The organism is Rhodococcus globerulus, assembly GCF_019334125.1.
Taxonomy (GTDB): Bacteria; Actinomycetota; Actinomycetes; order Mycobacteriales; family Mycobacteriaceae; genus Rhodococcus_F; species Rhodococcus_F globerula.
Window position 1 is genome coordinate 667,418 of sequence record NZ_CP079698.1, and the last position, 25,141, is coordinate 692,558.

General features: G+C 63.0%; 24 protein-coding genes. 22 read left to right on the forward strand and 2 right to left on the reverse strand.

Translation table 11 applies throughout. The features are described 5' to 3' along the window. Positions 1–25 precede the first annotated feature (25 nt). Both aroB and aroQ read left to right on the forward strand, forming a co-directional pair. Positions 26–1,135 (forward strand): 3-dehydroquinate synthase, encoded by a 1,110-nt coding sequence (gene aroB / locus KYT97_RS03085; protein ID WP_033232166.1) that lies wholly within the window; start codon positions 26–28, stop codon positions 1,133–1,135. Beyond that, positions 1,132–1,560, forward strand: coding sequence for a type II 3-dehydroquinate dehydratase (gene aroQ / locus KYT97_RS03090; protein ID WP_033232165.1), 429 nt, complete (start codon positions 1,132–1,134; stop codon positions 1,558–1,560). Before aroB ends, aroQ begins: the two co-directional genes overlap by 4 nt. Positions 1,561–1,636: 76 nt before the next feature. On the opposite strand, the gene KYT97_RS03095 is transcribed toward aroQ, so the two are convergent. Continuing rightward, positions 1,637–2,245, reverse strand: a complete 609-nt coding sequence (locus KYT97_RS03095; RefSeq protein WP_033232164.1) for a B-4DMT family transporter — start codon at positions 2,243–2,245, stop codon at positions 1,637–1,639. A gap of 111 nt (positions 2,246–2,356) precedes the next feature. Here KYT97_RS03095 and KYT97_RS03100 point away from each other — a divergent pair, with 111 nt between their 5' ends. The 20 genes from KYT97_RS03100 to KYT97_RS03195 all read left to right on the forward strand — a co-directional run bounded on the left by KYT97_RS03100 (position 2,357) and on the right by KYT97_RS03195 (position 23,819). After that, positions 2,357–3,451 (forward strand): M24 family metallopeptidase, encoded by a 1,095-nt coding sequence (locus tag KYT97_RS03100; RefSeq protein WP_219111746.1) that lies wholly within the window; start codon positions 2,357–2,359, stop codon positions 3,449–3,451. Between the two features lie 35 nt (positions 3,452–3,486). After that, positions 3,487–4,050, forward strand: coding sequence for an elongation factor P (efp, locus tag KYT97_RS03105; protein ID WP_033232162.1), 564 nt, complete (start codon positions 3,487–3,489; stop codon positions 4,048–4,050). A 1-nt stretch (position 4,051) separates the two neighbouring features. Further along, positions 4,052–4,549 carry a transcription antitermination factor NusB gene (nusB, locus tag KYT97_RS03110; protein ID WP_045067672.1) on the forward strand — a complete coding sequence of 166 codons (498 nt, stop codon included), beginning with the start codon at positions 4,052–4,054 and terminating at the stop codon, positions 4,547–4,549. Between the two features lie 182 nt (positions 4,550–4,731). Then, positions 4,732–5,358: a bifunctional pyr operon transcriptional regulator/uracil phosphoribosyltransferase PyrR gene (gene pyrR, locus KYT97_RS03115; protein ID WP_033232160.1), complete on the forward strand. Its 627-nt coding sequence runs from the start codon at positions 4,732–4,734 to the stop codon at positions 5,356–5,358. Then, positions 5,355–6,299, forward strand: coding sequence for an aspartate carbamoyltransferase catalytic subunit (locus KYT97_RS03120; RefSeq protein ID WP_033232159.1), 945 nt, complete (start codon positions 5,355–5,357; stop codon positions 6,297–6,299). The genes pyrR and KYT97_RS03120 overlap by 4 nt, the downstream gene beginning before the upstream one ends. Next, entirely contained in the window at positions 6,296–7,633 is a 1,338-nt protein-coding gene (locus KYT97_RS03125; protein WP_033232158.1) for a dihydroorotase, read from the forward strand. The genes KYT97_RS03120 and KYT97_RS03125 overlap by 4 nt, the downstream gene beginning before the upstream one ends. Before the next feature lie 11 nt (positions 7,634–7,644). Next, on the forward strand, positions 7,645–8,196 hold the full coding sequence (locus KYT97_RS03130) for a PH-like domain-containing protein (RefSeq protein WP_033232258.1): 552 nt from the start codon (positions 7,645–7,647) through the stop codon (positions 8,194–8,196). Beyond that, the gene (gene carA, locus KYT97_RS03135) at positions 8,193–9,368 is read left to right on the forward strand and encodes a glutamine-hydrolyzing carbamoyl-phosphate synthase small subunit (protein WP_033232157.1); all 1,176 of its coding nucleotides are present in this window, start codon (positions 8,193–8,195) and stop codon (positions 9,366–9,368) included. Before KYT97_RS03130 ends, carA begins: the two co-directional genes overlap by 4 nt. After that, positions 9,368–12,709, forward strand: a complete 3,342-nt coding sequence (gene carB, locus KYT97_RS03140; RefSeq protein ID WP_033232156.1) for a carbamoyl-phosphate synthase large subunit — start codon at positions 9,368–9,370, stop codon at positions 12,707–12,709. Before carA ends, carB begins: the two co-directional genes overlap by 1 nt. Then, the gene (gene pyrF, locus KYT97_RS03145; protein WP_072782525.1) at positions 12,706–13,527 is read left to right on the forward strand and encodes an orotidine-5'-phosphate decarboxylase; all 822 of its coding nucleotides are present in this window, start codon (positions 12,706–12,708) and stop codon (positions 13,525–13,527) included. Before carB ends, pyrF begins: the two co-directional genes overlap by 4 nt. A 57-nt stretch (positions 13,528–13,584) precedes the next feature. Further along, positions 13,585–14,793 carry a glycosyltransferase 87 family protein gene (locus KYT97_RS03150; protein WP_230590039.1) on the forward strand — a complete coding sequence of 403 codons (1,209 nt, stop codon included), beginning with the start codon at positions 13,585–13,587 and terminating at the stop codon, positions 14,791–14,793. A 370-nt stretch (positions 14,794–15,163) separates the two neighbouring features. Continuing rightward, positions 15,164–15,484 (forward strand): integration host factor, actinobacterial type, encoded by a 321-nt coding sequence (gene mihF, locus KYT97_RS03155; protein ID WP_033232153.1) that lies wholly within the window; start codon positions 15,164–15,166, stop codon positions 15,482–15,484. A 60-nt stretch (positions 15,485–15,544) separates the two neighbouring features. Beyond that, entirely contained in the window at positions 15,545–16,141 is a 597-nt protein-coding gene (gene gmk, locus KYT97_RS03160; protein ID WP_033232152.1) for a guanylate kinase, read from the forward strand. A 73-nt stretch (positions 16,142–16,214) separates the two neighbouring features. Next, the gene (rpoZ, locus tag KYT97_RS03165) at positions 16,215–16,514 is read left to right on the forward strand and encodes a DNA-directed RNA polymerase subunit omega (RefSeq protein WP_033232151.1); all 300 of its coding nucleotides are present in this window, start codon (positions 16,215–16,217) and stop codon (positions 16,512–16,514) included. Beyond that, positions 16,511–17,806: a bifunctional phosphopantothenoylcysteine decarboxylase/phosphopantothenate--cysteine ligase CoaBC gene (gene coaBC, locus KYT97_RS03170; RefSeq protein ID WP_033232150.1), complete on the forward strand. Its 1,296-nt coding sequence runs from the start codon at positions 16,511–16,513 to the stop codon at positions 17,804–17,806. The genes rpoZ and coaBC overlap by 4 nt, the downstream gene beginning before the upstream one ends. Before the next feature lie 175 nt (positions 17,807–17,981). Continuing rightward, positions 17,982–19,196 (forward strand): methionine adenosyltransferase, encoded by a 1,215-nt coding sequence (metK, locus tag KYT97_RS03175; protein WP_033232149.1) that lies wholly within the window; start codon positions 17,982–17,984, stop codon positions 19,194–19,196. Positions 19,197–19,221: 25 nt separating this feature from the next. Further along, on the forward strand, positions 19,222–21,240 hold the full coding sequence (locus tag KYT97_RS03180) for a primosomal protein N' (protein ID WP_174557357.1): 2,019 nt from the start codon (positions 19,222–19,224) through the stop codon (positions 21,238–21,240). A 173-nt stretch (positions 21,241–21,413) separates the two neighbouring features. Further along, the gene (locus tag KYT97_RS03185) at positions 21,414–22,517 is read left to right on the forward strand and encodes an ABC transporter substrate-binding protein (protein WP_080711636.1); all 1,104 of its coding nucleotides are present in this window, start codon (positions 21,414–21,416) and stop codon (positions 22,515–22,517) included. Between the two features lie 78 nt (positions 22,518–22,595). Continuing rightward, positions 22,596–23,189, forward strand: a complete 594-nt coding sequence (locus KYT97_RS03190; RefSeq protein ID WP_045067677.1) for a PadR family transcriptional regulator — start codon at positions 22,596–22,598, stop codon at positions 23,187–23,189. Between the two features lie 96 nt (positions 23,190–23,285). Next, positions 23,286–23,819, forward strand: a complete 534-nt coding sequence (locus tag KYT97_RS03195; protein ID WP_033232146.1) for a glutathione peroxidase — start codon at positions 23,286–23,288, stop codon at positions 23,817–23,819. An 87-nt stretch (positions 23,820–23,906) separates the two neighbouring features. Here KYT97_RS03195 and KYT97_RS03200 read toward each other — a convergent pair whose 3' ends face one another. Then, positions 23,907–24,968: a hypothetical protein gene (locus KYT97_RS03200; protein WP_219111747.1), complete on the reverse strand. Its 1,062-nt coding sequence runs from the start codon at positions 24,966–24,968 to the stop codon at positions 23,907–23,909. Positions 24,969–25,141 lie beyond the last annotated feature (173 nt).

Below are 25,141 nucleotides of genomic sequence, written 5' to 3' on the forward strand. Positions count from 1 at the left end.
TCAACCGGAGCGGAGCAGTGGAGCAGTGACCGAACCCGTAGTTGTAGAGGTGAAGACCGCAAGTCCTTACCCGGTTGTGATCGGGCGCGGTCTGCTCGGCGACATCGTCGCCGAGTTGGAGGGCACGCGGACCGTCGCGATTTTCCATCAGCCACCGCTCGCGGAAACCGCTGAGGCCGTGCGCGGCGCATTGGCGGAGAAGGGAATCGACGCGCATCGCATCGAGATCCCGGACGCCGAGGACGGCAAGGATCTGGCTGTGGCCGGCTTCTGCTGGGACGTGTTGGGACGTATCGGCCTGACCCGCAGCGACGCGATCATGAGCCTCGGCGGCGGCGCCGCGACAGACCTCACCGGTTTTGTGGCAGCAACATGGATGCGCGGCGTCAAGGTTGTGCACGTTCCGACCACATTGCTGGCGATGGTCGACGCGGCAGTGGGCGGCAAGACGGGCATCAACACCGAAGCCGGCAAGAACCTCGTCGGTGCGTTCCACGAACCGGGCGCGGTGTTCATCGATCTCGCGACTCTCGAGACGGTGCCGCATAACGAGATCGTCGCCGGTTTGGCAGAGGTCATCAAGACGGGCTTCATTTCCGACCCTGTCATCCTGGACCTGATCGAGGCAGACCCGAAGGCTGCGTTGGATCCGTCGGGAACTGTTCTGCCCGAACTGATTCGACGTTCCGTCGAGGTCAAGGCGAAGGTTGTCGCAGCCGATCTTCGCGAGTCGGATCTGCGCGAAATCCTCAACTACGGACACACGCTGGCGCACGCGATCGAGCGCCGTGAGCAGTACAAGTGGCGTCACGGCGCCGCTGTGTCGGTAGGCCTGGTGTTCGCTGCCGAATTGGGTCGCCTGGCCGGGCGCCTCGACGACGCGACAGCCGATCGGCACAAGTCGATCCTCGAATTGGTGGGCCTCCCGACGTCGTACGACGACGATGCCTTTTCTCAGTTGCTCGCCGGAATGCAGACAGACAAGAAGAACCGCGCCGGACTGCTTCGGTTCGTTGTTCTCGACGGCTTGGCCAAGCCCGGCAGGCTCGAAGGCCCGGATCCGTCGCTGCTGGTTGCGGCGTACTCGGCTATTGCCCGCCCGCCCAGGGCATCCGGCGGAACGGTTCGCCTGTGAAAATCAACGTCGTCAACGGACCGAATCTCGGCCGCCTCGGTAAGCGTCAGCCGGAGGTGTACGGCGCGACCACGCACGACGATCTGGTCGAACTGTGTGTCGCGACTGGTAAGGAATTGGGCGTCGAGGTGGTTGTTCGTCAGAGCGATCACGAAGGCGACCTGCTCGGCTGGATTCACGACGCGGCGGATGCCGGCGAACCGGTAATTCTCAACGCCGGCGGATTGACTCATACCTCTGTCGTATTGCGTGATGCGTGCGTCGAGCTCACCGCCGGTCTGGTCGAGGTTCACATCTCGAATGTTCATGCGCGCGAGGAGTTTCGGCACAATTCTCTCCTCAGTCCTATCGCGGCCGGCGTGATCGTCGGGTTGGGTGTTGCCGGATACCCACTGGCGATCAGGTTCCTCGCCGAGCGCGGTTGAAGTACGTAGACACAAGAAACCCACACACGACTGAGGGCTCCGAGGATGATTTCCTCGGAGCCCTCAGTCGTGGACGCTACTGTTCGCGCTTGCCCAGGTCGATGGCGGGAAAGACGGTTGTGTCGGCGTCGGATTCCTCGACCGTCATGGCAGCGCCGCTGTACGCGTGCTGGGTTGTGGGGGAGTCGTAGCCCTCGCTGACGGGGACAGGTTCATGGTGGCGCTCATGCGACGGAGTTTGCGGGGCCGTGCCGTGCTTGCGCTGCTCACGGCTCGTGAAGAACCGGCCGACGGTAACGGCGACCATCGCGGGAACGAAGATGAGCAGAATCGTGAAGGCCGCACCGGCGGTGATTTCGAAGAACAGACCCTGTTGGGTCAGTTCGAGGGCCGGGACGAGGCTCAGGAGCCAGCTGGCTGCGCCGGCGACGAAGCCACCGACAACGGCGGCTTTGAGCCACAGCATCAGGAGGTCTGCACCGTCGTCCGGCTCGGGGAACTGGCGACGATCACGGATCCCGTCGATTCCGCCCCAGATCGCAGCAAGTGCGATGACGATGAACAGGGAGAGCCATCGCAGGGTGGAGCCCTGGAGTGGCCACTGAGCGATCGCCATACCGAGCAATGCGCGAAACACAACATGTATCAGGGCCATGCCGAGGCCACGTACTAACCACGCGTTCATACCTACAGCCTAACTAGAACAGATTCCACTTGTGGCCTAACCCACAATTATTGCTGTAACCGCGCGTTTCGGATTGAGAGGGAGACCGCGACGAGCGGGTAGGTTCGAGTCATGTCAGTTGATCATCGGTCCCGCCGCGATGCCCTCCGTACGCTTCTGGTTGAGCGCGAACTCGACGCGATTCTCGTCACAGACCTTCTGAACATCCGCTACCTCACGGGGTTCACCGGATCGAACGCCGCGCTGGTGGTGAGCGCTCGAGATGCTGATGGCGACGAGGATGCGACAGTAATCTGCACGGACGGTCGTTACGTCACGCAAGTTGCCGAGCAGGTGCCGGATCTACGGGCCGAAATCGATCGTTCGAGCGCAGCGCATCTGATCGGAACCTTCTCGGGCGACGTCCTGGCTTTCGAGGCGCACGTCGCGACGTTTGCCGAGCACCGATCCTGGACGGAGTCGGCGCCGTCCGTCCGGTTCGAACCGGTGAGCGGGCTTGTCGAGAAACTACGGATCGTCAAGGACGAGCACGAGATCGGATTATTGCGTGCCGCGTGTGCGGCAGCCGATGATGCGTTGGCGCAGTTGATCACTCGCGGGGGACTCCGGCCGGGTCGCACCGAACGCGAGGTGGGCCGCGAACTGGAAAACCTCATGTTCGAGAACGGCGCCGACGGAATCTCCTTCGAGACGATCGTGGCAGCCGGATCGAACTCCGCGATTCCGCATCACCGACCCACCGGTGCGGTATTGGCGTCGGGCGACTTCGTGAAATTGGACTTCGGCGCCCAGGTCGGCGGGTACCACTCCGATATGACTCGCACCTACGTACTGGAGACTGTTTCCGATTGGCAACGGGACGTCTACGAACTGGTTGCCAAGTCCCAAGCAGCCGGCCGCGCGGCCCTGGTTCCCGGTGCAGAATGTGCCGCCGTCGACGCTGCGGCACGCTCGGTGATCGACGACGCAGGGTACGGCGAGTTGTTCCTGCACGGCCTCGGACACGGTGTGGGGCTGGAAATCCACGAAGCTCCCGGAATCGGGAAGCTCGGCACCGGTACACTTCTTTCCGGCGCGGCGGTGACCGTCGAGCCGGGCGTGTACTTCTCCGGGCGCGGAGGCGTACGGATCGAGGACACGCTCGTTGTTCGTGAGCAGGGGCCAGAGCTGCTCACACTGACCGCAAAAGACCTTACCGTCATCTGAGACGGTTTCCCGACCCCCTAGGAGACGCGAAGCAAGTGGCTTCCACCAGTGATTTCAAGAACGGTCTGGTTCTGCAGATCGAAGGCCAGCTGTGGACGATTATCGAGTTCCAGCATGTCAAGCCCGGCAAGGGCCCTGCCTTCGTGCGTACCAAGCTCAAGAACGTGCTCTCGGGCAAGGTAGTGGACAAGACGTTCAACGCCGGTGTGAAGGTCGAGACCGCCACGGTCGACCGCCGCGACATGACCTACCTGTACCACGACGGTAGCGACTACATCTTCATGGACGGCGACACCTACGACCAGATTCCGATCAGCGAAACTGTCGTCGGCGAGCAGTCGCGTTTCCTTCTCGAGAACATGGCCGTTCAGGTTGCGACTCACGAGGACGTCCCGCTTTTCGTCGAGCTCCCGGTCACGGTCGAGCTTGTCGTTCAGCACACCGATCCGGGCCTGCAGGGCGACCGCTCCACCGGTGGCACCAAGCCGGCCACCCTCGAGACCGGTGCCGAGATCAACGTGCCGCTGTTCATCAACACCGGTGACAAGCTCAAGGTCGATTCGCGTGACGGTAACTACCTCGGGCGTGTGAATTCCTAAAGTGTCCGGCACTCATAAGAAACTCGGTGCGCGCCACAAGGCGCGCAAGCGTGCTGTCGACTTCCTTTTCGAAGCCGAGGCACGTGACCTCGACCCGGTAGAACTGGCGTCGGAGCGTTCCGATCTGTCCGTCAAGGACGACGCAGTAGCTCCCGTTGCCCCGTACACGGTCACCTTGGTGTCCGGAGTTGCGGAGAACCTCGACCGGATCGATCAGGTCATCTCGTCGCACCTGCAGGACTGGACGCTCGAGCGTCTGCCCGCAGTCGACCGCGCGATTCTGCGTATTGCCGTGTGGGAGCTCTTCCACGCGACGGACGTCCCGCCGGTTGTTGCCGTGGACGAGGCCGTCGAATTGGCAAAGCAGTTGTCGACGGACGACTCGCCCGGATTCGTCAACGGAATCCTCGGCCAGGTTGTCCTCGTAGCTCCGCAGGTTCGTTCGGCCGCTGCGGCGACTTCGCAGCGCGCGCAGGACACCGATTCGGGTACCGAGTAGCTCTACCGTTCCGCGTATTTCAGTACTACCGCCCGCCGTGCGAGCTTAGGTTGTGTGTCTGCACACAACCCGTCATGACGACGGCTCGCGCGGCGGGTTTCAGGTCTGTCGGCTGATAGGGTGGGGAACCGTCAGACATCCTTTAACGATCCGTCCAGTGAGGCGGAGAAGGAGGTCGCTGTATGAGCGTGCCCGAAGGGTCTCGCCCATCCGATCTTGCAGGTCCAGATACAACGCAGGCCAGTGACGCCGAGACCCGCGAATTGCTGTCCGCCCAGGATGTGGGCCGGACCGTCGCGCGAATCGCGCACGAGATCATCGAGAAAACGGCACTCGACGGACCAGAAGGTACTGCGCCCCGCGTAGTCCTCATCGGTATTCCCACCAGGGGCACCACCATCGCGACACGTCTCCGCGACAAGATCGAAGAATTCTCCGGTGTGCGTACACCCATCGGATCTCTCGACATCACGCTCTACCGTGACGATCTCCGCACCAAGCCGCACCGCCCCCTCGAACGGACCTCCGTTCCCGAAGGTGGCGTCGACAACGCGTTGGTCGTACTCGTCGACGACGTCCTGTTCTCCGGCCGTACCGTCCGCTCCGCCTTGGACGCTCTTCGTGACCTGGGACGCCCGCGTGCGGTGCAGCTTGCGGTCCTGGTCGACCGCGGCCACCGCGAACTCCCGCTGCGCGCCGATTACGTCGGCAAGAACGTTCCCACCGCGAGGTCCGAGGACGTCAAGGTACTCCTTCAGGAACACGACGGCCGGGACGCTGTGGTCATTTCCGGAGGTAAGAGCGCGTGAAGCACCTTCTCTCCATCGCAGACCTCAACCGAGAGTCCGCGATTGAACTTCTCGACGAGGCCGAACGCTTCGAGCAGGCACTCCTGGGCCGTGAAGTTCACAAGCTCCCGACACTTCGTGGCCGCACAGTGATGACGGTGTTCTTCGAGAACTCCACCCGCACCCGGGTGTCCTTCGAGGTGGCCGGTAAGTGGATGAGCGCCGACGTCATCAACGTCAGTGCATCCAGCTCGTCGGTGTCGAAGGGTGAATCGCTGCGCGATACCGCGATGACACTGCGTGCTGCCGGCGCCGACGCTCTGATCGTTCGTCACCCCGCGTCGGGCGCAGCTCATCAGATCGCCCAGTGGACCGGCACCGCATCGGACGGTGGCCCCGCGGTCATCAACGCCGGCGACGGCACTCACGAACATCCCACGCAGGCGTTGCTCGACGCTCTGACCTTGCGTCAACGTCTCGGCGACATCGAGGGCAAGCGGATCGCCATTGTCGGCGACATCCTGCACAGTCGTGTCGCGCGTTCCAACGCGTTGCTTCTGTCGATGCTCGGCGCCGAGGTTGTCCTCGTTGCCCCGCCGACGCTGCTGCCGATCGGCGCACACACGTGGCCGGTCACCGTCTCGCATTCACTCGACGCGGAACTGCCCGGACTCGATGCAGTCCTGATGCTGCGGGTCCAGGCCGAACGCATGAACGGCGGATTCTTCCCGTCGCAGCGCGAGTACTCGATCAATTACGGCCTGTCCGAGAAGCGTCTCGGAATGCTGGCCGATCACGCGGTGGTCCTGCACCCCGGCCCGATGCTGCGCGGCATGGAAATTGCCTCGGCCGTCGCAGATTCCCCCAAAGCTGCTGTGCTGCAGCAGGTTACCAATGGTGTGCACATGCGTATGGCTGTCTTGTTCCGGCTTCTGGTCGGTTCAGAGGACGGTGCGATGTGACAAGCAATCAGAACGGAGAATCACCGGTGAGTGTCCTGCTCCGCGGCGTACTGATCTACGGAGAAGGGGAAGCCGTCGACGTCCGTGTCGGCGACGGAGTCATTCTCGAGATCGGCGTGAACCTGGATCCGGCCACCGCATCCGAGGTGATCGACGGCAGTGGTCAGATCCTGCTTCCCGGATTTGTCGACCTGCACACGCATCTGCGTGAACCCGGTCGTGAAGACACGGAAACCATCGAAACAGGTTCTGCGGCAGCTGCTCTGGGTGGATACACCGCAGTCTTCGCGATGGCGAACACCAGCCCTGTCGCCGATTCCGTGGTCATCACCGATCACGTGTGGCGACGTGGCCAGGAAGTCGGCCTCGTCGACGTCCATCCCGTCGGAGCTGTCACTGTCGGCCTCGAAGGCAAGCAGCTCGCCGAGATGGCAACCATGGCCGCCGGTGTCGGCAAGGTCAAGATGTTCTCCGACGACGGTCATTGCGTCGACAACCCGCTGATCATGCGCCGCGCGCTCGAATACTCCAGCTCGCTGGGCGTTCTCATCGCGCAGCACGCCGAAGAGCCGCGTTTGACGGTCGGCGCGGTTGCACACGAGGGCCCGACGGCCGCTCGCCTCGGATTGGCCGGCTGGCCACGCGCCGCGGAAGAGTCCATCGTTGCCCGCGACGCACTCCTTGCCCGTGATGCCGGCGCCCGGGTCCACATCTGCCACGCGTCGACAGCGGGAACCGTCGAACTCGTCAAGTGGGCTCGCGGACAGGGTATTTCGATCACTGCCGAGGTCACCCCGCACCACCTGCTGCTCGACGATTCGCGTCTCGAGACGTACGACGCCATCAACAAGGTCAACCCGCCACTTCGTGAGGCCAGCGATGTTGCTGCCCTGCGCAAGGGCCTGGCCGAGGGCATCATCGACTGCGTGGCCACCGATCACGCTCCGCACGCCGAGCAGGACAAGTGCTGCGAGTTCGCCGCTGCGCGCCCCGGCATGCTCGGCCTCGAGACGGCGCTCTCGATCATCGTGCAAACGATGGTGGAGCCCGGACTGCTCGACTGGCGCGGCGTTGCTCGCGTCATGAGTGAGCGTCCCGCAGCGATTGTCGGCCTCGACGATCAGGGCCGCCCCATCGAGGTAGGGGAGCCGGCCAACCTGACGTTGATCGATCCCTCCGCAGAATGGACCGTGCACGGCAAGGCACTGGCGAGTGTCGCGAGTAACACTCCGTATGAGTCGATGACATTGCCTGCTCGGGTCACGACCACACTGTTACGTGGCCGCGTTACTGCACACGACGGATCGCCGCGGCTGCTGAGCAGCAAGGAGTAGGCGTCATGGAGATGGAAAGAGTTCTGTGGATTGTCGGTCTGGTGGTCTTCTGGGCCGCGATGATCGGTTTGATGTTCATCGGCTGGCGTGGCCGCGCCCGACGACAGAAAGACAAGATCGGCGAGCTGCCCACGGTGCCGGCGACGTTGGGTGAATTGCTGGTCATGCCGACCACCGGCTTGTACGTCGGTAGCACCATCGCGCCCAGCTGGCAGGACCGCATTGCGGTCGGAGATCTCGGATTCCGCGCGACCTGCGAGATCAGTCGCTACTCCAACGGCATCCTGGTCGAGCGTGACGGGGCGTCCGCTATCTGGATCCCCGAGAAGTCGATCCGCGCGATCCGCACCGAGAGCGGTCTCGCAGGCAAGGTCATGAGCAAGGACGGGGTCCTGGTCATCCGCTGGGAGTTGCCGAGCGGAACCGAGATCGACACGGGCGTGCGCGGCGACGACAAAATGGTGTACCCGGACTGGGTCAAGCCGGTTACTGCTTCGAACAAGACGAACAACAATGAAGACGCAAGCTCTGGCGACATCGAGCAGAACGGAAAGAACGCATGAGCGGCTTTGACAGCAGCCCCGCAGTACTGGTCCTCGAAGACGGACGGGTGTTCCGCGGAACCACCTTCGGCGCGGTTGGACAGACGCTGGGCGAAGCGGTGTTCAGCACCGGCATGACCGGCTACCAGGAAACGCTCACCGATCCCAGCTACCACCGCCAGATCGTGGTCTCCACTGCGCCGCAGATCGGCAACACCGGCTGGAACGACGAGGACGACGAGTCCGTCGGACCGACCGGGGACAGCGCCGGCGCGAAGATCTGGGTTGCCGGATACGTCGTTCGTGACCCCTCCCGGGTGACCTCGAGCTGGCGCGCGACGGGTTCGCTGCAGGCCAAGCTCGAAGAGCAGTCGATTGTCGGCATCGCCGGTATCGACACGCGCGCCCTGGTTCGCCACCTGCGTACTCGCGGTTCGATGAAGGCCGGAATCTTCTCCGGTGAGGCCATCGCCGCCGACGACGAGTTGGTCCGACGGGTCCAGGATCAGCCCACCATGCTCGGCGCCGATCTTGCCGGTGAGGTCAGCACCACCAGCGGCTACATCGTCGAGCCGAAGGGCGGCGAGGCGCTGTACACGGTTGCCGCCATCGACCTCGGTATCAAGACGAACACCCCGCGCATGTTCGCCGAGCGCGGCATTCGCGTCCACGTACTGCCGTCCAACGCGAGCCTCGAGCAGATCCTCGACCTCAAGGCCGACGGTGTGTTCCTCTCCAACGGCCCGGGCGACCCGGCCACCGCCGACGGCGCAGTGCACCTGACGAAAGAGGTCATCGGACAGGGCTTGCCGCTGTTCGGTATCTGCTTCGGCAACCAGATCCTGGGCCGCGCCCTCGGCCTGAGCACGTACAAGATGAAGTTCGGCCACCGCGGCATCAACATCCCGGTGATCGAGCATCAGACGGGTCGCATCGCGATCACCGCTCAGAACCACGGCTTCGCACTCGAAGGTGAAGCCGGCCAGGAATTCGACACCCCGTTCGGTCGCGCCGTGGTAAGCCACACCTGCGCCAACGACGGAGCCGTCGAAGGTGTTCGCCTGCTCGACGATTCGGCCTTCTCGGTGCAGTACCACCCGGAAGCCGCAGCCGGCCCGCACGACGCCGCGTATCTCTTCGACCGCTTCACCAGCCTGCTCTCCGCACGGAAAGAAACCGGAGTCAAGAACTAATGCCACGCCGTACAGATCTCAAGCACATCCTGGTAATCGGCTCCGGTCCGATCGTCATCGGTCAGGCCTGCGAGTTCGACTACTCGGGCACCCAGGCTTGCCGCGTCCTCCAGGAGGAGGGCCTGCGCGTCAGCCTGGTCAACTCCAACCCGGCCACCATCATGACGGACCCCGAGTTCGCCGACGCTACCTACGTCGAGCCGATCACGGCCGAGTTCCTCGAGAAGGTCATCGCCAAGGAAGCGTTGCAGGGCAACAAGATCGACGCCGTCCTCGCGACGCTCGGCGGTCAGACCGCTCTCAACGCCGCTGTGGCGCTGCACGAGCAGGGCATCCTCGAGAAGTACGACGTCGAGCTGATCGGTGCCGATTTCGACGCCATCCAGCGCGGCGAGGATCGCCAGAAGTTCAAGGACATCGTTGCCAAGGTCGGCGGCGAATCCGCGAAGTCGGCTGTTTGCTACACGATGGACGAAGTACACGCCACGGTTGCCGAACTCGGCTACCCGGTTGTCGTACGCCCTTCCTTCACCATGGGCGGCCTCGGTTCCGGTATGGCGTACAACGTCGACGATCTCAACCGGATCGCCGGCGGCGGTCTGGCTGCATCGCCGACCGCCAACGTCCTGATCGAGGAATCCATCCTCGGTTGGAAGGAATACGAACTCGAACTCATGCGTGACAGTCGCGACAACGTCGTGATCGTCTGCTCCATCGAGAACGTCGACCCGGTTGGTGTCCACACCGGCGACAGCGTCACGGTCGCCCCGGCGATGACGCTGACCGACCGCGAGTACCAGGCAATGCGCGACCTCTCCATCGACATCCTGCGTGAGGTGGGCGTCGACACCGGCGGCTGCAACATCCAGTTCGCGATGGACCCGGCCGACGGCCGCCTGGTTGTCATCGAGATGAACCCGCGCGTCTCCCGTTCGTCGGCACTGGCATCGAAAGCGACCGGGTACCCGATCGCGAAGATGGCCGCCAAGCTGGCCATCGGATACACGCTCGACGAGATCGTCAACGACATCACCAAGGAAACCCCGGCCTGCTTCGAGCCGACGCTCGACTACGTCGTCGTCAAGGCTCCTCGCTTTGCGTTCGAGAAGTTCCCCGGCGCCGACGGAACTCTGACCACCACGATGAAGTCGGTGGGTGAGGCAATGAGCATCGGCCGCAACTTCACCGAGGCATTCGGCAAGGTCATGCGCTCGCTCGAGACCAAGCGTGCGGGTTACTGGACGGGCCCCGAGGTCGAAACCGAGAGCCTCGAAGCTCTGCTTGCCGATATCAGCGTTCCGCAGGACGGCCGCATGTACGGCATCGAGAAGGCATTTGCCCTCGGCGCCACCATCGAGCAGCTCTTCGACGCCACGAAGATCGACCCGTGGTTCCTCGATCAGTTCCAGCAGATCCACGAACTCGGCGAAAAGCTGCGCGTTGCAGAAACTTTCGATGAAATTGCGTTGCGTCAGGCCAAGTATCACGGTCTTTCGGATCGTCAGATCGCGGCCCTGCGCCCCGAACTCGGCGGCGAGGACGGTGTTCGCGCTCTGCGTGACGAGCTCGGTGTCCGCCCGGTCTACAAGACCGTCGACACGTGCGCCGCAGAGTTCGAAGCCAAGACGCCGTACCACTACTCGACGTACGAACTCGACCCCAACGCCGAGTCCGAGGTCGCCCCGCAGACCGAGCGTCCCAAGGTCCTGATCCTCGGATCAGGCCCCAACCGCATCGGTCAGGGCATCGAGTTCGACTACTCGTGTGTCCACGCTGCGCAGACTCTGTCCGAGGCCGGCTACGAGACCGTCATGGTCAACTGCAACCCCGAGACCGTCTCGACGGACTACGACACCGCTGATCGCCTGTACTTCGAGCCGCTCACGTTCGAGGACGTGTTCGAGGTCTACCGCGCCGAAGCACAGTCGGGCACCGTTGCCGGCGTCATCGTCCAGCTCGGTGGCCAGACCCCGCTCGGGTTGGCCAAGCGCCTCGAAGCTGCAGGCGTTCCGATCGTCGGAACCAGCCCCGCAGCCATCGACCTCGCCGAGGATCGCGGCGAGTTCGGTCGAGTGCTGACCGAAGCCGGTCTGCCCGCACCGAAGTTCGGTACAGCCACCACGTTCGACGGCGCCCGCGACATCGCGGCAGGCATCGGCTACCCGGTCCTGGTGCGTCCGTCGTACGTGCTCGGTGGACGCGGCATGGAGATCGTGTACGACGAGGCTTCACTCGCCAACTACATCTCCCGGGCCACGGAAATCTCCGACGACCGCCCCGTGCTGGTCGACCGCTTCCTCGAAGACGCGGTCGAGATCGACGTCGACGCTCTCTGCGACGGCACCGAGGTGTACCTCGCGGGCGTCATGGAGCACATCGAGGAAGCCGGCATCCACTCCGGTGACTCGGCATGTGCGCTGCCGCCCATCACGCTGGGCCGTGCAGACCTCGAGAACGTTCGCCGCTCCACCGAGGCTCTGGCCAAGGGAATCGGCGTCAAGGGCCTACTCAACGTGCAGTACGCACTCAAGGACGACATCCTCTACGTCCTCGAGGCGAACCCGCGCGCCAGCCGCACCGTCCCGTTCGTCTCCAAGGCGACGGCTGTGCAGTTGGCCAAGGCCTGTGCTCGCGTCATGCTCGGCGAATCCATCGCCGAACTGCGGGTCAGCGGAATCCTGCCTGCAGAGGGCGACGGCGGAAACACCCCGGCCGGCGCACCGATCGCGGTCAAGGAAGCAGTACTGCCGTTCAACCGGTTCCGCCGCGCCGACGGAACCGGTGTCGACACCCTGCTGAGCCCGGAAATGAAGTCCACCGGCGAGGTCATGGGCATCGACTTCGACTTCGGCACTGCCTTCGCCAAGTCGCAGACCGCTGCCTACGGATCGCTGCCCACCGAAGGCGCCGTATTCGTCTCGGTTGCCAACAAGGACAAGCGTTCGCTGATCTTCCCGGTCAAGCGTCTTGCGGACCTGGGCTTCACGATCCTCGCGACAGACGGCACCGCAGAGGTCTTGCGCCGCAACGGTATCGAGTGCACCAACGTGTACAAGCAGTCCGGTGAAGAGGTGCCTGAGGGTGCTGTGACCATCGTCGACCAGATCCGCAGCGGTGAGGTCGCCATGATCATCAACACCCCGTACGGCAACTCCGGCCCACGCGTCGACGGCTACGAGATCCGCAGTGCCGCTGTGGCGTCGAACATTCCGTGCATCACGACAGTGCAGGGCGCTTCGGCTGCCGTTCAGGGCATCGAAGCTGTTCTGCGCGGCGACATCGGCGTTCACTCCTTGCAGGAACTGCACGCCGGACTGCGTCAACCGTCCGCACAGTCGTGACCCTCAGTTGGGGTCAGCGCCTTCGGTCCGCGACTGCGGACCGGGGGCGGCTGTGTGTGGGCATCGACCCGCATCCAGCTCTTCTCGACGCGTGGGGCTTGCCCCGTTCCGCTGACGGCTTGGCGAAGTTCGCGGACATCTGCGTCGAAGCGTTCACCGGTGAAGTTGCACTCGTGAAGCCGCAGGTTGCTTTTTTCGAGGCGTACGGCAGCGCAGGATTCGCCGTGCTCGAACGCACGATCGCGGCTCTTCGCGACGCCGGGACGCTCGTCGTGGCTGACGCCAAGCGCGGCGACATCGGTTCCACCATGGATGCGTATGCACAGGCGTGGCTCGGTGAATCGCCGCTGACCTCGGATTCGGTGACGGTGTCGCCGTACCTCGGGTTCGGCGCCTTGGCTCCGGCCCTGGACCTTGCCCGCGAGCACGCGCGCGGAATCTTCGTGCTCGCGCGCACGTCCAACCCCGAGGGCGGCGGATTGCAGCAATCTTCTGCTGGCGGTGTGTCGGTGGCGCAGTCGATTGTCGACGACGCCGTTGCCGCCAACGCAGACGGCCGTGACACTGTCGGACTGGTTGTAGGCGCTACTCGCGATCACGGCTTGGACCTGACCGACTTCAACGGTCCGATCCTGGCTCCGGGACTCGGCGCTCAAGGTGCGACAGCCGCCGATCTGGCCGAGATCTTTGCCGGTTCGACGGAGTTGCTCCTGCCGAACTCGTCGCGCGGTGTTCTCAAGTACGGACCGTCTATCTCGGCGCTCCGCGAGGCAGCCATGCGTGATCGGGACGAGATCGAAGCAGCGTTGGCGAACTGATCCGTGAGCGATCACGACGTATCCAGTGGTGTCGGATCGCGGTGGTACCGTCCTGCGGTGAGTGGATTGGACGGATTGTGGACGCGTCGCTGGTGGCGCGTCGGGGTGCTTGTTGTGGTGTGTGGGTTGTTGGCCACCGCGTTTCAGGCTCTGACCGGTGTACACGGCGACGACCTCGCGGTGTACCGGACGGCCGGGCAGGCCGTCTTGGATGGCACAAACCTCTACGACGGCTCGTTCAACGCCCGATTGCCGTTCACGTATCCACCGTTTGCCGCCGTCGTTGCCGTCCCGGTGGCGATCGGCACCTGGGGTTTCATGCAGTGGACGTGGAGTTTCATCAGTCTTCTGATGCTGGCCGCGATCATCGTACTGAGCTACCGGGGAGTGCCGCTCACACGTAAGCGACCGCTGTCGGTGTACGTGGGATTCCTGATTCTGTGGACGATTGCGTCGCCGATTTCGGATCACCTCGGGTACGGGCAGGTTGGACTGTTTCTGACGTTCCTGTGCCTGATCGACGTCCTCGCGCGGCCGAAGTGGCTGCCCGAGGGCGTCCTGGTCGGCATAGCCGGAGCTGTCAAACTCGTGCCCATCGTCTACCTCGGCTACTACGTCATCACCGGGAAGTGGAAGGCCTTTGCGGGCGGCGCTGCGGGTTTCGCGGGAGCAACCGCCGTAGGTTTCGCGATACTGCCACGAGCGAGCCTCGACTACTTCGGTGACATCGCATCGCTGTCGGGACGCGTCGCCGTTGGAGACCCGGCGGTCTTCGGAAATCAGTCGCTCCGTGGAATGGCGCTGCGGGTGCTTCCCGACGCCATGGTGGGGCCTGTGTGGCTGGCTGCGTGTGTTGTTCTTGCCGGGCTGGGGATTCTTGCGACTCGGCGTGTACAGCGCTTACGCGGGGATCTGGCGGCGTTTACCGTGGTCGCGCTGCTTGCCGCTGTAGTGACACCTATCGCGTGGACCCATCATTTCGTGTGGCTGGTGCCAGCCGTTGGCGTGCTCTTGACGCCGCCGCGGGGGAGGAGCACGATTCCCGCCTGGTCGTTGGCCGCCGCTGCACTGACTGCAGCAGTGGTGCTGTTCCGGTTGCCGCGCGTCGGCGCAGACCTCGACGTCCCGGTTGTCGGCTTTGTCTTGGAGAATTCTTTACTCTGGGTTGCGTTTGCTGTCCTCGTAGCGTTGGTCGTACCGGGTGCGGACCGAAATGCCGGTGCCGACGCGAGCGCCGGCGATCCGAAATCTTCGCTTTCTGCGTGAGTTTCGCTCGCGACACGCGCAAACGCGTCGAATTGCGTCGAAAAATTTGACTGTGGCACCGGGCACGTTTGGTGGCGGTGCGGCCGACGCCTGGGGCAACCTTGGGTGCTATTCGGTAGATTTACCGAAAAGCCCTGTGTTACAATAGTTTTCGCAATCATATTAACGTCCATGTTGTTTTGTTTCGGTCGAGATAGCGCTGTCGTGCACATCGATTTCGAGATACGTTTCAGAGCGCATAACCCACCGTGATCTGCACCGGACCGCGGGGGGTGGGTTAGCAATTCGCGCCAGGCGTGAGTACGGTCGCTATCGCTGCTGGTTATCCAGTGGAATAGACAAAATTTGCACACGACGAGACGGAGGAACCGTGGCCCTTCCCCAGTTGACTGATGAGCAGCGCGCTGCTGCTTTGGAGAAGGCAGCTGCTGCCCGCAAGGCCAGGGCTGAGCTCAAGGAGCGCCTGAAGCGTGGCGGCACCGACCTTAAAGAGGTCCTCAAGGACGCCGAAGACAACGAAATCTTGGGCAAGATGAAGGTTTCTGCACTGCTCGAGGCTTTGCCGAAGGTGGGCAAGGTCAAGGCTCAGGAGATCATGACCGAGCTGGAGATCGCTCCGACCCGTCGCATCCGCGGCCTCGGTGATCGTCAGCGTCGGGCTCTGCTCACCAAGTTCGACTTCGAGGTCTGAGTCGAACCGTGAGAAAAACTGGCGCAACAGTAGTGATGAGCGCTGCGAAAACAGTTTCTTATGAGTGCTGAGGCTGTGTCAGAGAGCAAGACTGCAGTGCGGAGGGGTCGGCTGGTTGTACTAGCCGGCCCCTCGGCTGTCGGTAAGTCGAGTGTGGTCCGCGAACTGAGGACTCGGTTGCCCGAGTTGATGTTCAGCGTGTCGGCAACGACCCGCGATCCTCGCCCGGGTGAGGTGGACGGCAAGGACTACCGCTTCACCACTCGCGACGAGTTTCAGCGGATGATCGATTCCGGTGAGCTCCTCGAATGGGCCGACATTCACGGCGGACTGCAGCGATCGGGCACACCAGCGGCTCCCGTCGAAGAAGCTCTCGAAGCAGGACGACCCGTACTGGTCGAGGTCGATCTGGCCGGAGCCCGTGCGGTACGCAAGGCAAAACCCGAAGCTCTCCTGGTGTTCATGGCTCCGCCGAGTTGGGATGTTCTCGTCCAGCGACTCACCGGGCGAGGCACCGAATCCGACGAGGTCGTCGCGAGGCGCTTGGAGACGGCGCGAGTCGAATTGGCCGCCCAGGACGAGTTCGACACGGTCATCGTGAACGAGGATGTAAGCCGTGCTTGCGATGAGTTGGTATCCTTGTTGGTTGGGAACTGATTTTCATCCATCCAGGTGCATAAAATCGATTCATGTAGGCCTTCATTCAAGATCTAATTCAGGAGACACAAGAGTGAGCAGCACTTCAGCCGCGTCCGCCGCAAGCCAGGGCGCTCTGCCTGCCTACGACACTCCGCTCGGCATCACCAACCCGCCGATCGACGAGTTGCTCGAACGCACCTCCTCGAAGTACGCCCTGGTCATCTACTCGGCCAAGCGTGCTCGCCAGATCAACGATTACTACAACCAGCTCGGTGACGGCATCCTCGAGTACGTCGGCCCCCTCGTCGAGCCGGGCCTGCAGGAAAAGCCGCTTTCCATCGCGCTGCGCGAAATCCACGCTGATCTGCTCGAGCACACCGAAGGCGAGTGAGCACGTCGTCTGCCGCTCCCGAATCGGTTTCGGGCACCGGGGGAGTAGCGGAAACTTCCGGTACGGCGCGTAAACGCATCGTTGTCGGTGTCGGCGGGGGTATCGCGGCGTACAAAGCGTGCGCGATCATCCGCAGCTTCACCGAGAGTGGTCACCACGTTCGCGTGATTCCCACCGAGTCCGCACTGGAATTTGTCGGCAGAGCAACTTTCGAGGCGCTCTCCGGCAATCCGGTGCACACCGGTGTCTTCGCCGATGTACCGCAGGTGCCGCATGTCCGACTCGGGCAGGAAGCGGACCTTGTTGTCATCGCGCCGGCTACGGCCGATCTGATGGCACGTGCCGTCATGGGCCGAGCTGACGATCTGTTGACCGCAACATTGTTGACCGCTCGTTGTCCCGTCGTCTTCGCTCCGGCGATGCACACCGAAATGTGGGAACACCCCGCAACGGTGTCCAACGTCGCGACCCTGCGTTCGCGCGGAGTCCACGTGATCGAACCGGCATCAGGACGATTGACCGGCAAGGACACCGGTGCTGGTCGCTTGCCCGAACCCGACGAGATCGTGGGCCTCGCGTCGTTGCTCCTCGAGCGCAGCGACGCTTTGCCTCGTGACCTCGAAGGTCGTCGAGTTCTGGTCACCGCCGGTGGTACCCGCGAACCGCTCGACCCGGTTCGTTTCCTCGGCAACCGCAGTTCGGGCAAGCAGGGGTACGCCCTGGCTCGCCTGGCCGCGCAGCGAGGTGCACAGGTCACGCTGATCGCCGGATACACGGCCGATCTAGCGGATCCAGCAGCTGTCGACGTCGTCCACATCAAGACCGCCGAAGATCTTCGATTGGCCGTCGAGAAGCATGCCCCCGGGCAGGACGGCATCATCATGGCCGCTGCCGTCGCCGATTTCCGGCCCACCACGGTGGAGGGAAGCAAGATCAAGAAGGGTGCAAACGAACCCGACTCGATCCCCCTGACGCGCAACGCGGACATCCTTGCCGGCCTCGTCGAATCGCGTCGGGCCGGTGACCTTGCCGCGGACACCGTCATCGTCGGATTTGCGGCTGAGACCGGTGACGCACACGGTGACGTCCTGAGTTACGCCCGTTCGAAACTTGCTCGTAAGGGCTGCGATCTCCTTGTGGTCAACGCAGTCGGCGAGGGCAAGGCATTCGAAGTTGATCACAACGACGGTTGGCTTCTCGGCTCCGACGGATCCGAGGCGGCACTGGAACACGGTTCGAAAGCGTTGATGGCCAGCCGCGTGCTGGATGCGCTCATTACGTTATTCCCGTAGAGGGGTGAGGGGCTTCTCACCCGTTTCGGGTGAGCGTAAGGGTGTTGCGCCGAGCGTTCAACGGATATCGTCGGCGCAGCTACACCCTGAATAAGCGACAAAACGGCCACCACACGGTGGTCGTGTTATTTCAATAAGCTGTAGTCATGAACTCAAGGCGTCGAGAGGGAGATCTGTGAGCAAGTCCGGCAGTCGGCTATTCACCAGCGAGTCCGTCACCGAGGGGCACCCGGACAAGATCTGTGACGCGATCAGCGACTCCATCCTCGACGCGATCCTCGCGCAGGATCCGCGTGCCCGCGTCGCCGTGGAGACACTCGTCACCACTGGCCAGGTTCACGTCGCCGGTGAGGTCACGACCACGGCATACGCCGACATCCCCAAGATCGTCCGCGACACAGTTCTCGAGATCGGGTACGACAGCTCTGCCAAGGGCTTCGACGGCAACTCGTGCGGTGTCAACGTCGCGATCGGTGCTCAGTCCCCGGAAATTGCTCAGGGCGTTGATCATTCGCACGAAGCTCGGGTCGACGGAACTCTCGACGACGAAATCGACCGTCAGGGCGCCGGCGATCAGGGCCTGATGTTCGGCTACGCCACCACTGATACGCCGGAACTGATGCCGCTTCCCATCGCGATGGCTCATCGCTTGTCGCGTCGTCTGACCGAGGTTCGCAAGAGCGGCGTCCTGCCGTACCTGCGTCCGGACGGCAAGACTCAGGTCACCATCGAGTACGACGGTGACAAGCCGGTTCGTCTCGACACCGTCGTCATCTCCACCCAGCACGCCGCAGACATCGACCTCGACAACCTGCTCACCCCGGACCTTCGCGAGAAGGTGCTCAACTCGGTACTGGCAGACATCAATGTCATTGATCTGGACACCTCCGACGTGCGTCTGCTCGTCAACCCGACGGGCAAGTTCGTGCTCGGTGGCCCGATGGGTGACGCCGGTCTGACCGGACGCAAGATCATTGTCGACACCTACGGCGGAATGGCTCGCCACGGCGGCGGCGCATTCTCCGGCAAGGACCCGTCAAAGGTCGACCGCAGTGCGGCATACGCAATGCGCTGGGTTGCCAAGAACGCCGTTGCGGCCGGCCTCGCCGATCGCATCGAAGTTCAGGTTGCCTACGCGATCGGCAAGGCTGCTCCCGTCGGCTTGTTCGTCGAGACGTTCGGTACCGAGAAGACCGACCCGGCTCGGATCCAGCAGGCCATCACCGAGGTATTCGACTTGCGGCCCGGAGCGATCATCCGCGATCTCGATCTGCTTCGTCCGATCTACGCACAGACTGCGGCGTACGGTCACTTCGGACGCACCGACATCGATCTCCCGTGGGAGAGCACGGATCGTGCGGACAAGCTGCGCAGCGCAGCAGGTCTCTGATAACTGACGTACAGACGGGGCGCGGGTGGGCGCGGAAAGAGTAGCGGCAGAGGTTGATCCGGTTGCCCGGGTGCTCCCGATGCTCCCGCTCGCCCACCTCGACCGAGAGTTCGACTACCTCGTTCCCCGTGAACTCGAAGCGGATGCGCAACCCGGTGTACGGGTGCGCATCCGCTTTGCTGGTCGTCTGGTCGACGGGTTCATCGTCTCCCGCGAGGCGACCAGCGATCATCAGGGCAAATTCGGGTGGCTCGAACGTGTCATTTCGGCCGAGCGAGTCCTCACTGCCGAGATAGCGCAACTGGTCGACCGCGTTGCCGAACGCTATGCAGGCACCCGGGCCGACGTGCTTCGACTAGCCGTTCCGCCGCGTCACGCCAAGGTGGAAGGCGAGCCGTGGGAACTCAGCGGTGACATCGCCGCGCCCACACTGGACGAACGAGGCTGGCACCTCTATCAGTACGGCGACGCGTTTGTCACCGCTGTCCGCGAACTGCGTGCTCCGCGAGCGGTGTGGCAGGCGTTGCCCGGTGAGGATTGGCCACTGCGGTTGGCGGAACTCGCCGGTTCGGTAGCGGCGGCAGGCAAGAGTGCGGTCATCGTCGTTCCGGATCAGCGTGATCTAGATCGAGTTCTTGCCGCCTGCGAGAAAGTATCCGGACCTGAAGCGGTAGTAGGACTTTCAGCGGGACTTGGCCCGGCTATGCGCTATCGGCGGTGGCTTGCGGCCCTTCGCGGAAGCGCCCGCATCGTCGTCGGCACGCGAAGCTCCGTTTTTGCCCCCACGCCGGACACCGGCCTTGTTGTCGTGTGGGACGACGGCGACGACAACCTGTCCGAGCCCCGCTCGCCCTACCCGCACGCCCGTGAGTCCGCGGTATTGCGGGCGCATGTGGCCGGGTGCGCCGTGGTGATCGGCGGTTTCTCCCGAACTGCGGAGTCTCAGGTGCTCGTCGATTCGGGGTGGGCCCACGATTTGGTCGCCGCTCGGGATGTGGTCAGGCACTGCTCACCCAAGATCACCGCATTGGCGGATAGTGATCACGCGTTGGCCCGCGACCCCGGTGCGAGGGCAGCACGGTTGCCGGCGATCGCTTTTGCCGCGGCCAGGCGAGCATTGGCCGACGGCCGTGGCGTGTTGGTGCAGGTGCCGCGTCGTGGGTACGTTCCGACACTCGCGTGCGGGAAGTGCCGGGCGCCGGCGCGGTGCCGCCGTTGCAACGGACCGTTGGCGTTGCCATCTGCAGCAGGTCCCGACGGTGCCGGAATTCCCGAGTGCCGCTGGTGCGGCGTCGCCGACGCGGCCTACCGATGCCATGCGTGTGGAGCCAAGGCGTTGCGTGCCGTTGTGGTCGGGGCGGGCCGAACAGCTGAGGAACTCGGTCGCGCGTTCCCCGGGGTGAAGGTTGTGCTGTCCGGTGGCGGCGATGTGGTCAAGGAAGTTGCCCAGGGCCCGGCGCTGGTGGTCTCGACCGTCGGCGCGGAACCGGTGATGACCGGGGGCTATGGTGCTGCTTTGTTGCTCGACGGGTGGGCATTGCTCGGGCGCGCAGATCTTCGCGCCGAGGAAGAGACTCTGCGGCGCTGGATGTCTGCCGCCGCCTTGGTGATTCCACTGTCCGACGGTGGCGAGGTAGTAGTGGTCGCGGATTCGGGAATCCCGACAGTTCAGGCTTTGGTCCGGTGGGATCCGGTTGGGCACGCCCGCAGTCAGTTCGACGAACGCGACGAGGTCGGCTTTCCGCCTGCCGTCCATCTGGCGGCCATCGACGGTGGTAGCGCCGCGATTACTGAACTGGTCGCTTCTGCCGATCTGCCTGCGAGCGCGGTTCTCCTCGGGCCTGTGGAATTGCCTGCGGGGGAGAGGCTTCCGTATTCCGGTGAGGACGAGGCGGGCGTAGCTCCCGAGCGTCTGCTGATTCGAGTGCCGCGCAAGGACGGCCGGGCACTGGCTGACGCTCTAGCTCATGCTCGCGCAGCCCGGAGCGCCCGAAAATCCTCCGGACCTGTGCGTATTCAGATTGACCCGCGTCGAATCGGCTGAGAAATTTCTTGGTGGCCTGGCGCTTTGCATGATTGCGGATGTGTGCTGCCTATACTGACCACTGTCTGACGAGGGAATACCGGTGAGAATCCGGAACTGACGCGCAACGGCGATGGGATTTCCCACGAGTCCGAATACTCGTCCGGCACCACATCGAGGATGGCGATTGCCACATGTCGGGCTCCGCGACCGAGCCCCTGATCGAAGGACGACTTTCCGTGCCCACCGCACCACTGACGCGCGCACTCACTGCCGCGACCGGATTGCTCTGCACCACCGCACTACTGACCGGGTGCTCCAGCGCTACTGCGCCGGACGCCGCGACCCCGACTACCGTTGCTGCTGATGCAGCGGGCCCTACAACTTACCCGTTGACACTCGAAAATTGTGGTGTGTCAGTGACATTCGATTCGGCGCCGCAACGAGCTGTGTCGCTGTACCAGAGTGCGACGGAGATTTTGCTCTCGCTCGGTCTCGGCGACCGGATGGTAGGCACCTCCACCTGGTTCGATCCTGTTCTCGCTCCTCTCGCGGCCCAGAACGACCTGGTGCCGAGACTGGCCGACAATGACGCGTCGCTCGAAGTGGTACTCGACACCGAACCCGATCTGGTGACGTCGGCGAGCGCCCACACCTTCACCTCAGCCGTTGTTGCGGAACGCTCCCGATTCGCGGAACTGGGAGTTCCCACGTATCAGTCGCCGTCTGTCTGTACCGATGCCGTCGTGGAGGGGGAGAACGTCTCGCGTACCGCGACTCTGACCATCGACACGCTGTACCGGGAGATTCGTGAGCTGGCGGCGATCTTCGACGTGCAGGATCGTGGCGCAGAGTTGATTGCCGAACTGCAGTCGCGGCTATCGGAAGCGGCGGCCGGTGTTGCCGGTTCGGGAAGAACGCTCGCTTTCTGGTTCTCCGGACTGGAGGCTCCGTACATGGCCGGATGTTGTTCGGCCCCAGGTCTTCTTGCCGACGAGGCAGGCGCCGTCAACGTATTTGCGGATCTGTCCGACGACTGGCCGGAAGTGAGTTGGGAAGCGGTAGCCGACCGCGACCCGGATGTGTTGGTGCTCGGTGACCTTCACCGTCGGCGAGTAGACGGTGATTCGTTGGAAACAAAAATCGCCTTTCTCGAATCGAATCCGGTGACCGCGCAGATGACTGCCGTGCGGAACCGCAACTACGTCACATTGTCCGGGGCCGAGATGGATCCAGGGATCCGCGAGATCGACGCACTGGAAAAACTCGCAGACGGACTGCGCTCGACGGTGGGCTGATACTGCTCGAGACATTGCACCTTCGATCTGTGCGATATATCGTCGAACTATCAGCGATATCGGCGAAGGGTAGCAACAATGGACAGGCATTTTCCCGACGGCGACCGTGGGCGCGGGCATCGTCGAGGGCGGTTCGGGCCCGACGGCGGACCTGGCCCAGGGTTCGGTCCCGGCGCGCACTTCGGACGTGGGCGCGGACGCGGCGGGCGCGGGCGTCGAGGTGACGTTCGCGCGGCTGTTCTGCTCCTCATTGCCGAAGAACCGATGCACGGCTACGAACTGATTCAACAGATCGTCGAACGCAGTGGCGGAGTGTGGAAGCCGAGTCCGGGATCGATCTACCCCGCACTGTCGCAACTCGAAGACGAAGGCCTCGTGATCATCGACAAGGTCGCCGGACGGAAGACTGCAAAACTCACCGAGGAAGGTGCCGCGTACGTCGAGCAGCACCGGGCGGATCTCGGTGCACCGTGGGACGAGGTTCGCGACAGCGTCGGCGCTCCCGAGCAGGATCTGCGTGAGCTGATCGGGCAACTGATGGGTGCTGCCGGTCAGGTCGCCGCAGTGGGTACACCAGCGCAGGTCAAGGCCGCTGCCGATGTTCTGATCGAAGCGCGTCGAGCGTTGTATCGCGTTCTTGCCGACGACGGGTCCACCGATACCGACAGTTGAGTGCGGCACTCGTGTTGGTGTGTCCGGTCACTATCGCCGGCGAAGCATGAACTACCTTGGGTAGCAATATAATCACTTCGATAATCAGGAGAGTTCATGAGTGTCCACGACTTTGCCGTCAAGGCTGCCGACGGATCCACCGAGGATCTGAGCCAGTACAAGGGCAACCTTCTGTTGGTCGTCAACGTGGCAAGCAAGTGTGGATTCACACCGCAGTACGAGGGCCTCGATGCCCTGTACCGGGAGAACAAGGACCGCGGCCTTCGGGTCATCGGATTCCCGAGCAATCAGTTCGGAGATCAGGAGCCTGGCCAGGACGCTGAGATCCAGGAGTTCTGCAGCACGACCTACAACGTCACCTTCCCGGTGTACGCAAAGATCGAGGTCAACGGCGACAACGCGGACCCGCTGTACGAGCACCTCCGCAGCGAGGCACCCGGTGAATTCGGGCCCGAAATCGGATTCCTGTTCGAGCATGTCAGCAAGACGCGCCCCGAGGCGATCGGTACCGACGAAGTGAAGTGGAACTTCACGAAGTTCCTCGTCGATCGTGACGGAGCGGTAGTTCGCCGGTTCGAGTCGACGGTCACCCCCGAGCAGATCGCCGAGGAAATCTCCGAGCTGCTGTAATTTTCGGAGCTGCTGTAAGCAGGTCTACCAACTGAATATTTAGTCGCAATCCCGGGAGCCCCTGCGTGGTCTCCCGGGTTTGCTGTCTTAAGCGTCGGACCTGTTGATTTCGATCGCACAACGCAGCACAACGTGCCAAAGTTCGTCGAGATCGACGTCGGCGATTGCGAAACCTTTTGCGGTGGAGTGGTGGTCCTGCCCGATCAATCCGGCTAGTTCGGCGAAACCCGGGTGCTGACGTACAACCTCGTATTGGTTCCAGGTTCCGTAGGCCATGAGTTGGCCGGTTTTGTTGATCCACAATTGGATGGGCGCGTACCGGAGTCCATAGGGGTACAAGAAGATGCCGCCTCCCGGACGATTGCCGAACCACAGGTTCTCGTGCTGTCCGCGGGTGTCATCGAGATTTTCGAGAAGTTCGAAGATCCGCTGGGCGGAGACGCGGTCGGACGTGGCGTCGAGTGCGTCGAGGAATGATTGTGTGGTCCAGGATGTCGAGGGGCCAGAACTGCGGGCTTTAACGGCCGCGATTTCGCCGCCGTAGGTGGAAGGCATCAGGAATTCGATGTCCCCGTGTCGGGCATAAGTCAGCTGAAGAGCGGTGACTGCCACTTCGTCGCGAGTTATTCGGTTCAGGAATTCGACCAGGCGTTTGAGATCGTTGTCGATACGGTCGACGGCAAGACACAGGTCGATGCGGCCTTCTGTGATGTTGAGGTCGAGTTGTTCGAGTGCAGTCTCCCCGAGCGCGGCAAGATCATCACCCCGCTGACGATTCCATTTCTCCCTGAACGATTTAGTCCATTGCTCCCTGAACGATTTAGCACCATCGACCCAGATCGCGGATGCGTAGTCGAGAACCTGCCCGATCACCATTCTGCGTCGCTCGGAGTTCGATGCAAGCTTGCACTCGACGATCGTGATCGTGCCGTCAGGGCTGACAATGCACACGTCTGCGGGGCCTGCCGTGGTCGAAAGCTCGCGAACAGTCAAAGCGCCTTCGGGGACACCGGGTACGTACTGCGGGTCGGTTGCGACGATCCGCTGCAAGTGGTCTTCGTTCTCGTAGGCGGTCATCTCGGGTGAATCCCAGGATTCTGTGGATCCGATCCGTCGGATCAGCAATCCGGGGTCTACATCGCGTGCCATGTGACGACTCCTCCGTGGCCTTAGTTCCACTGATTCTGACGTGTGAGCTGCGTCGGCGCCGAGTCGTGTGCACGATTCCTGATGAATGCGCGGATTGTTGGCGCGAACAGTGATGTCCAGGTTGAGCAGTCTGGGCTCGCAACGTCACGTCAACTCCCAAAATTTGACAGATA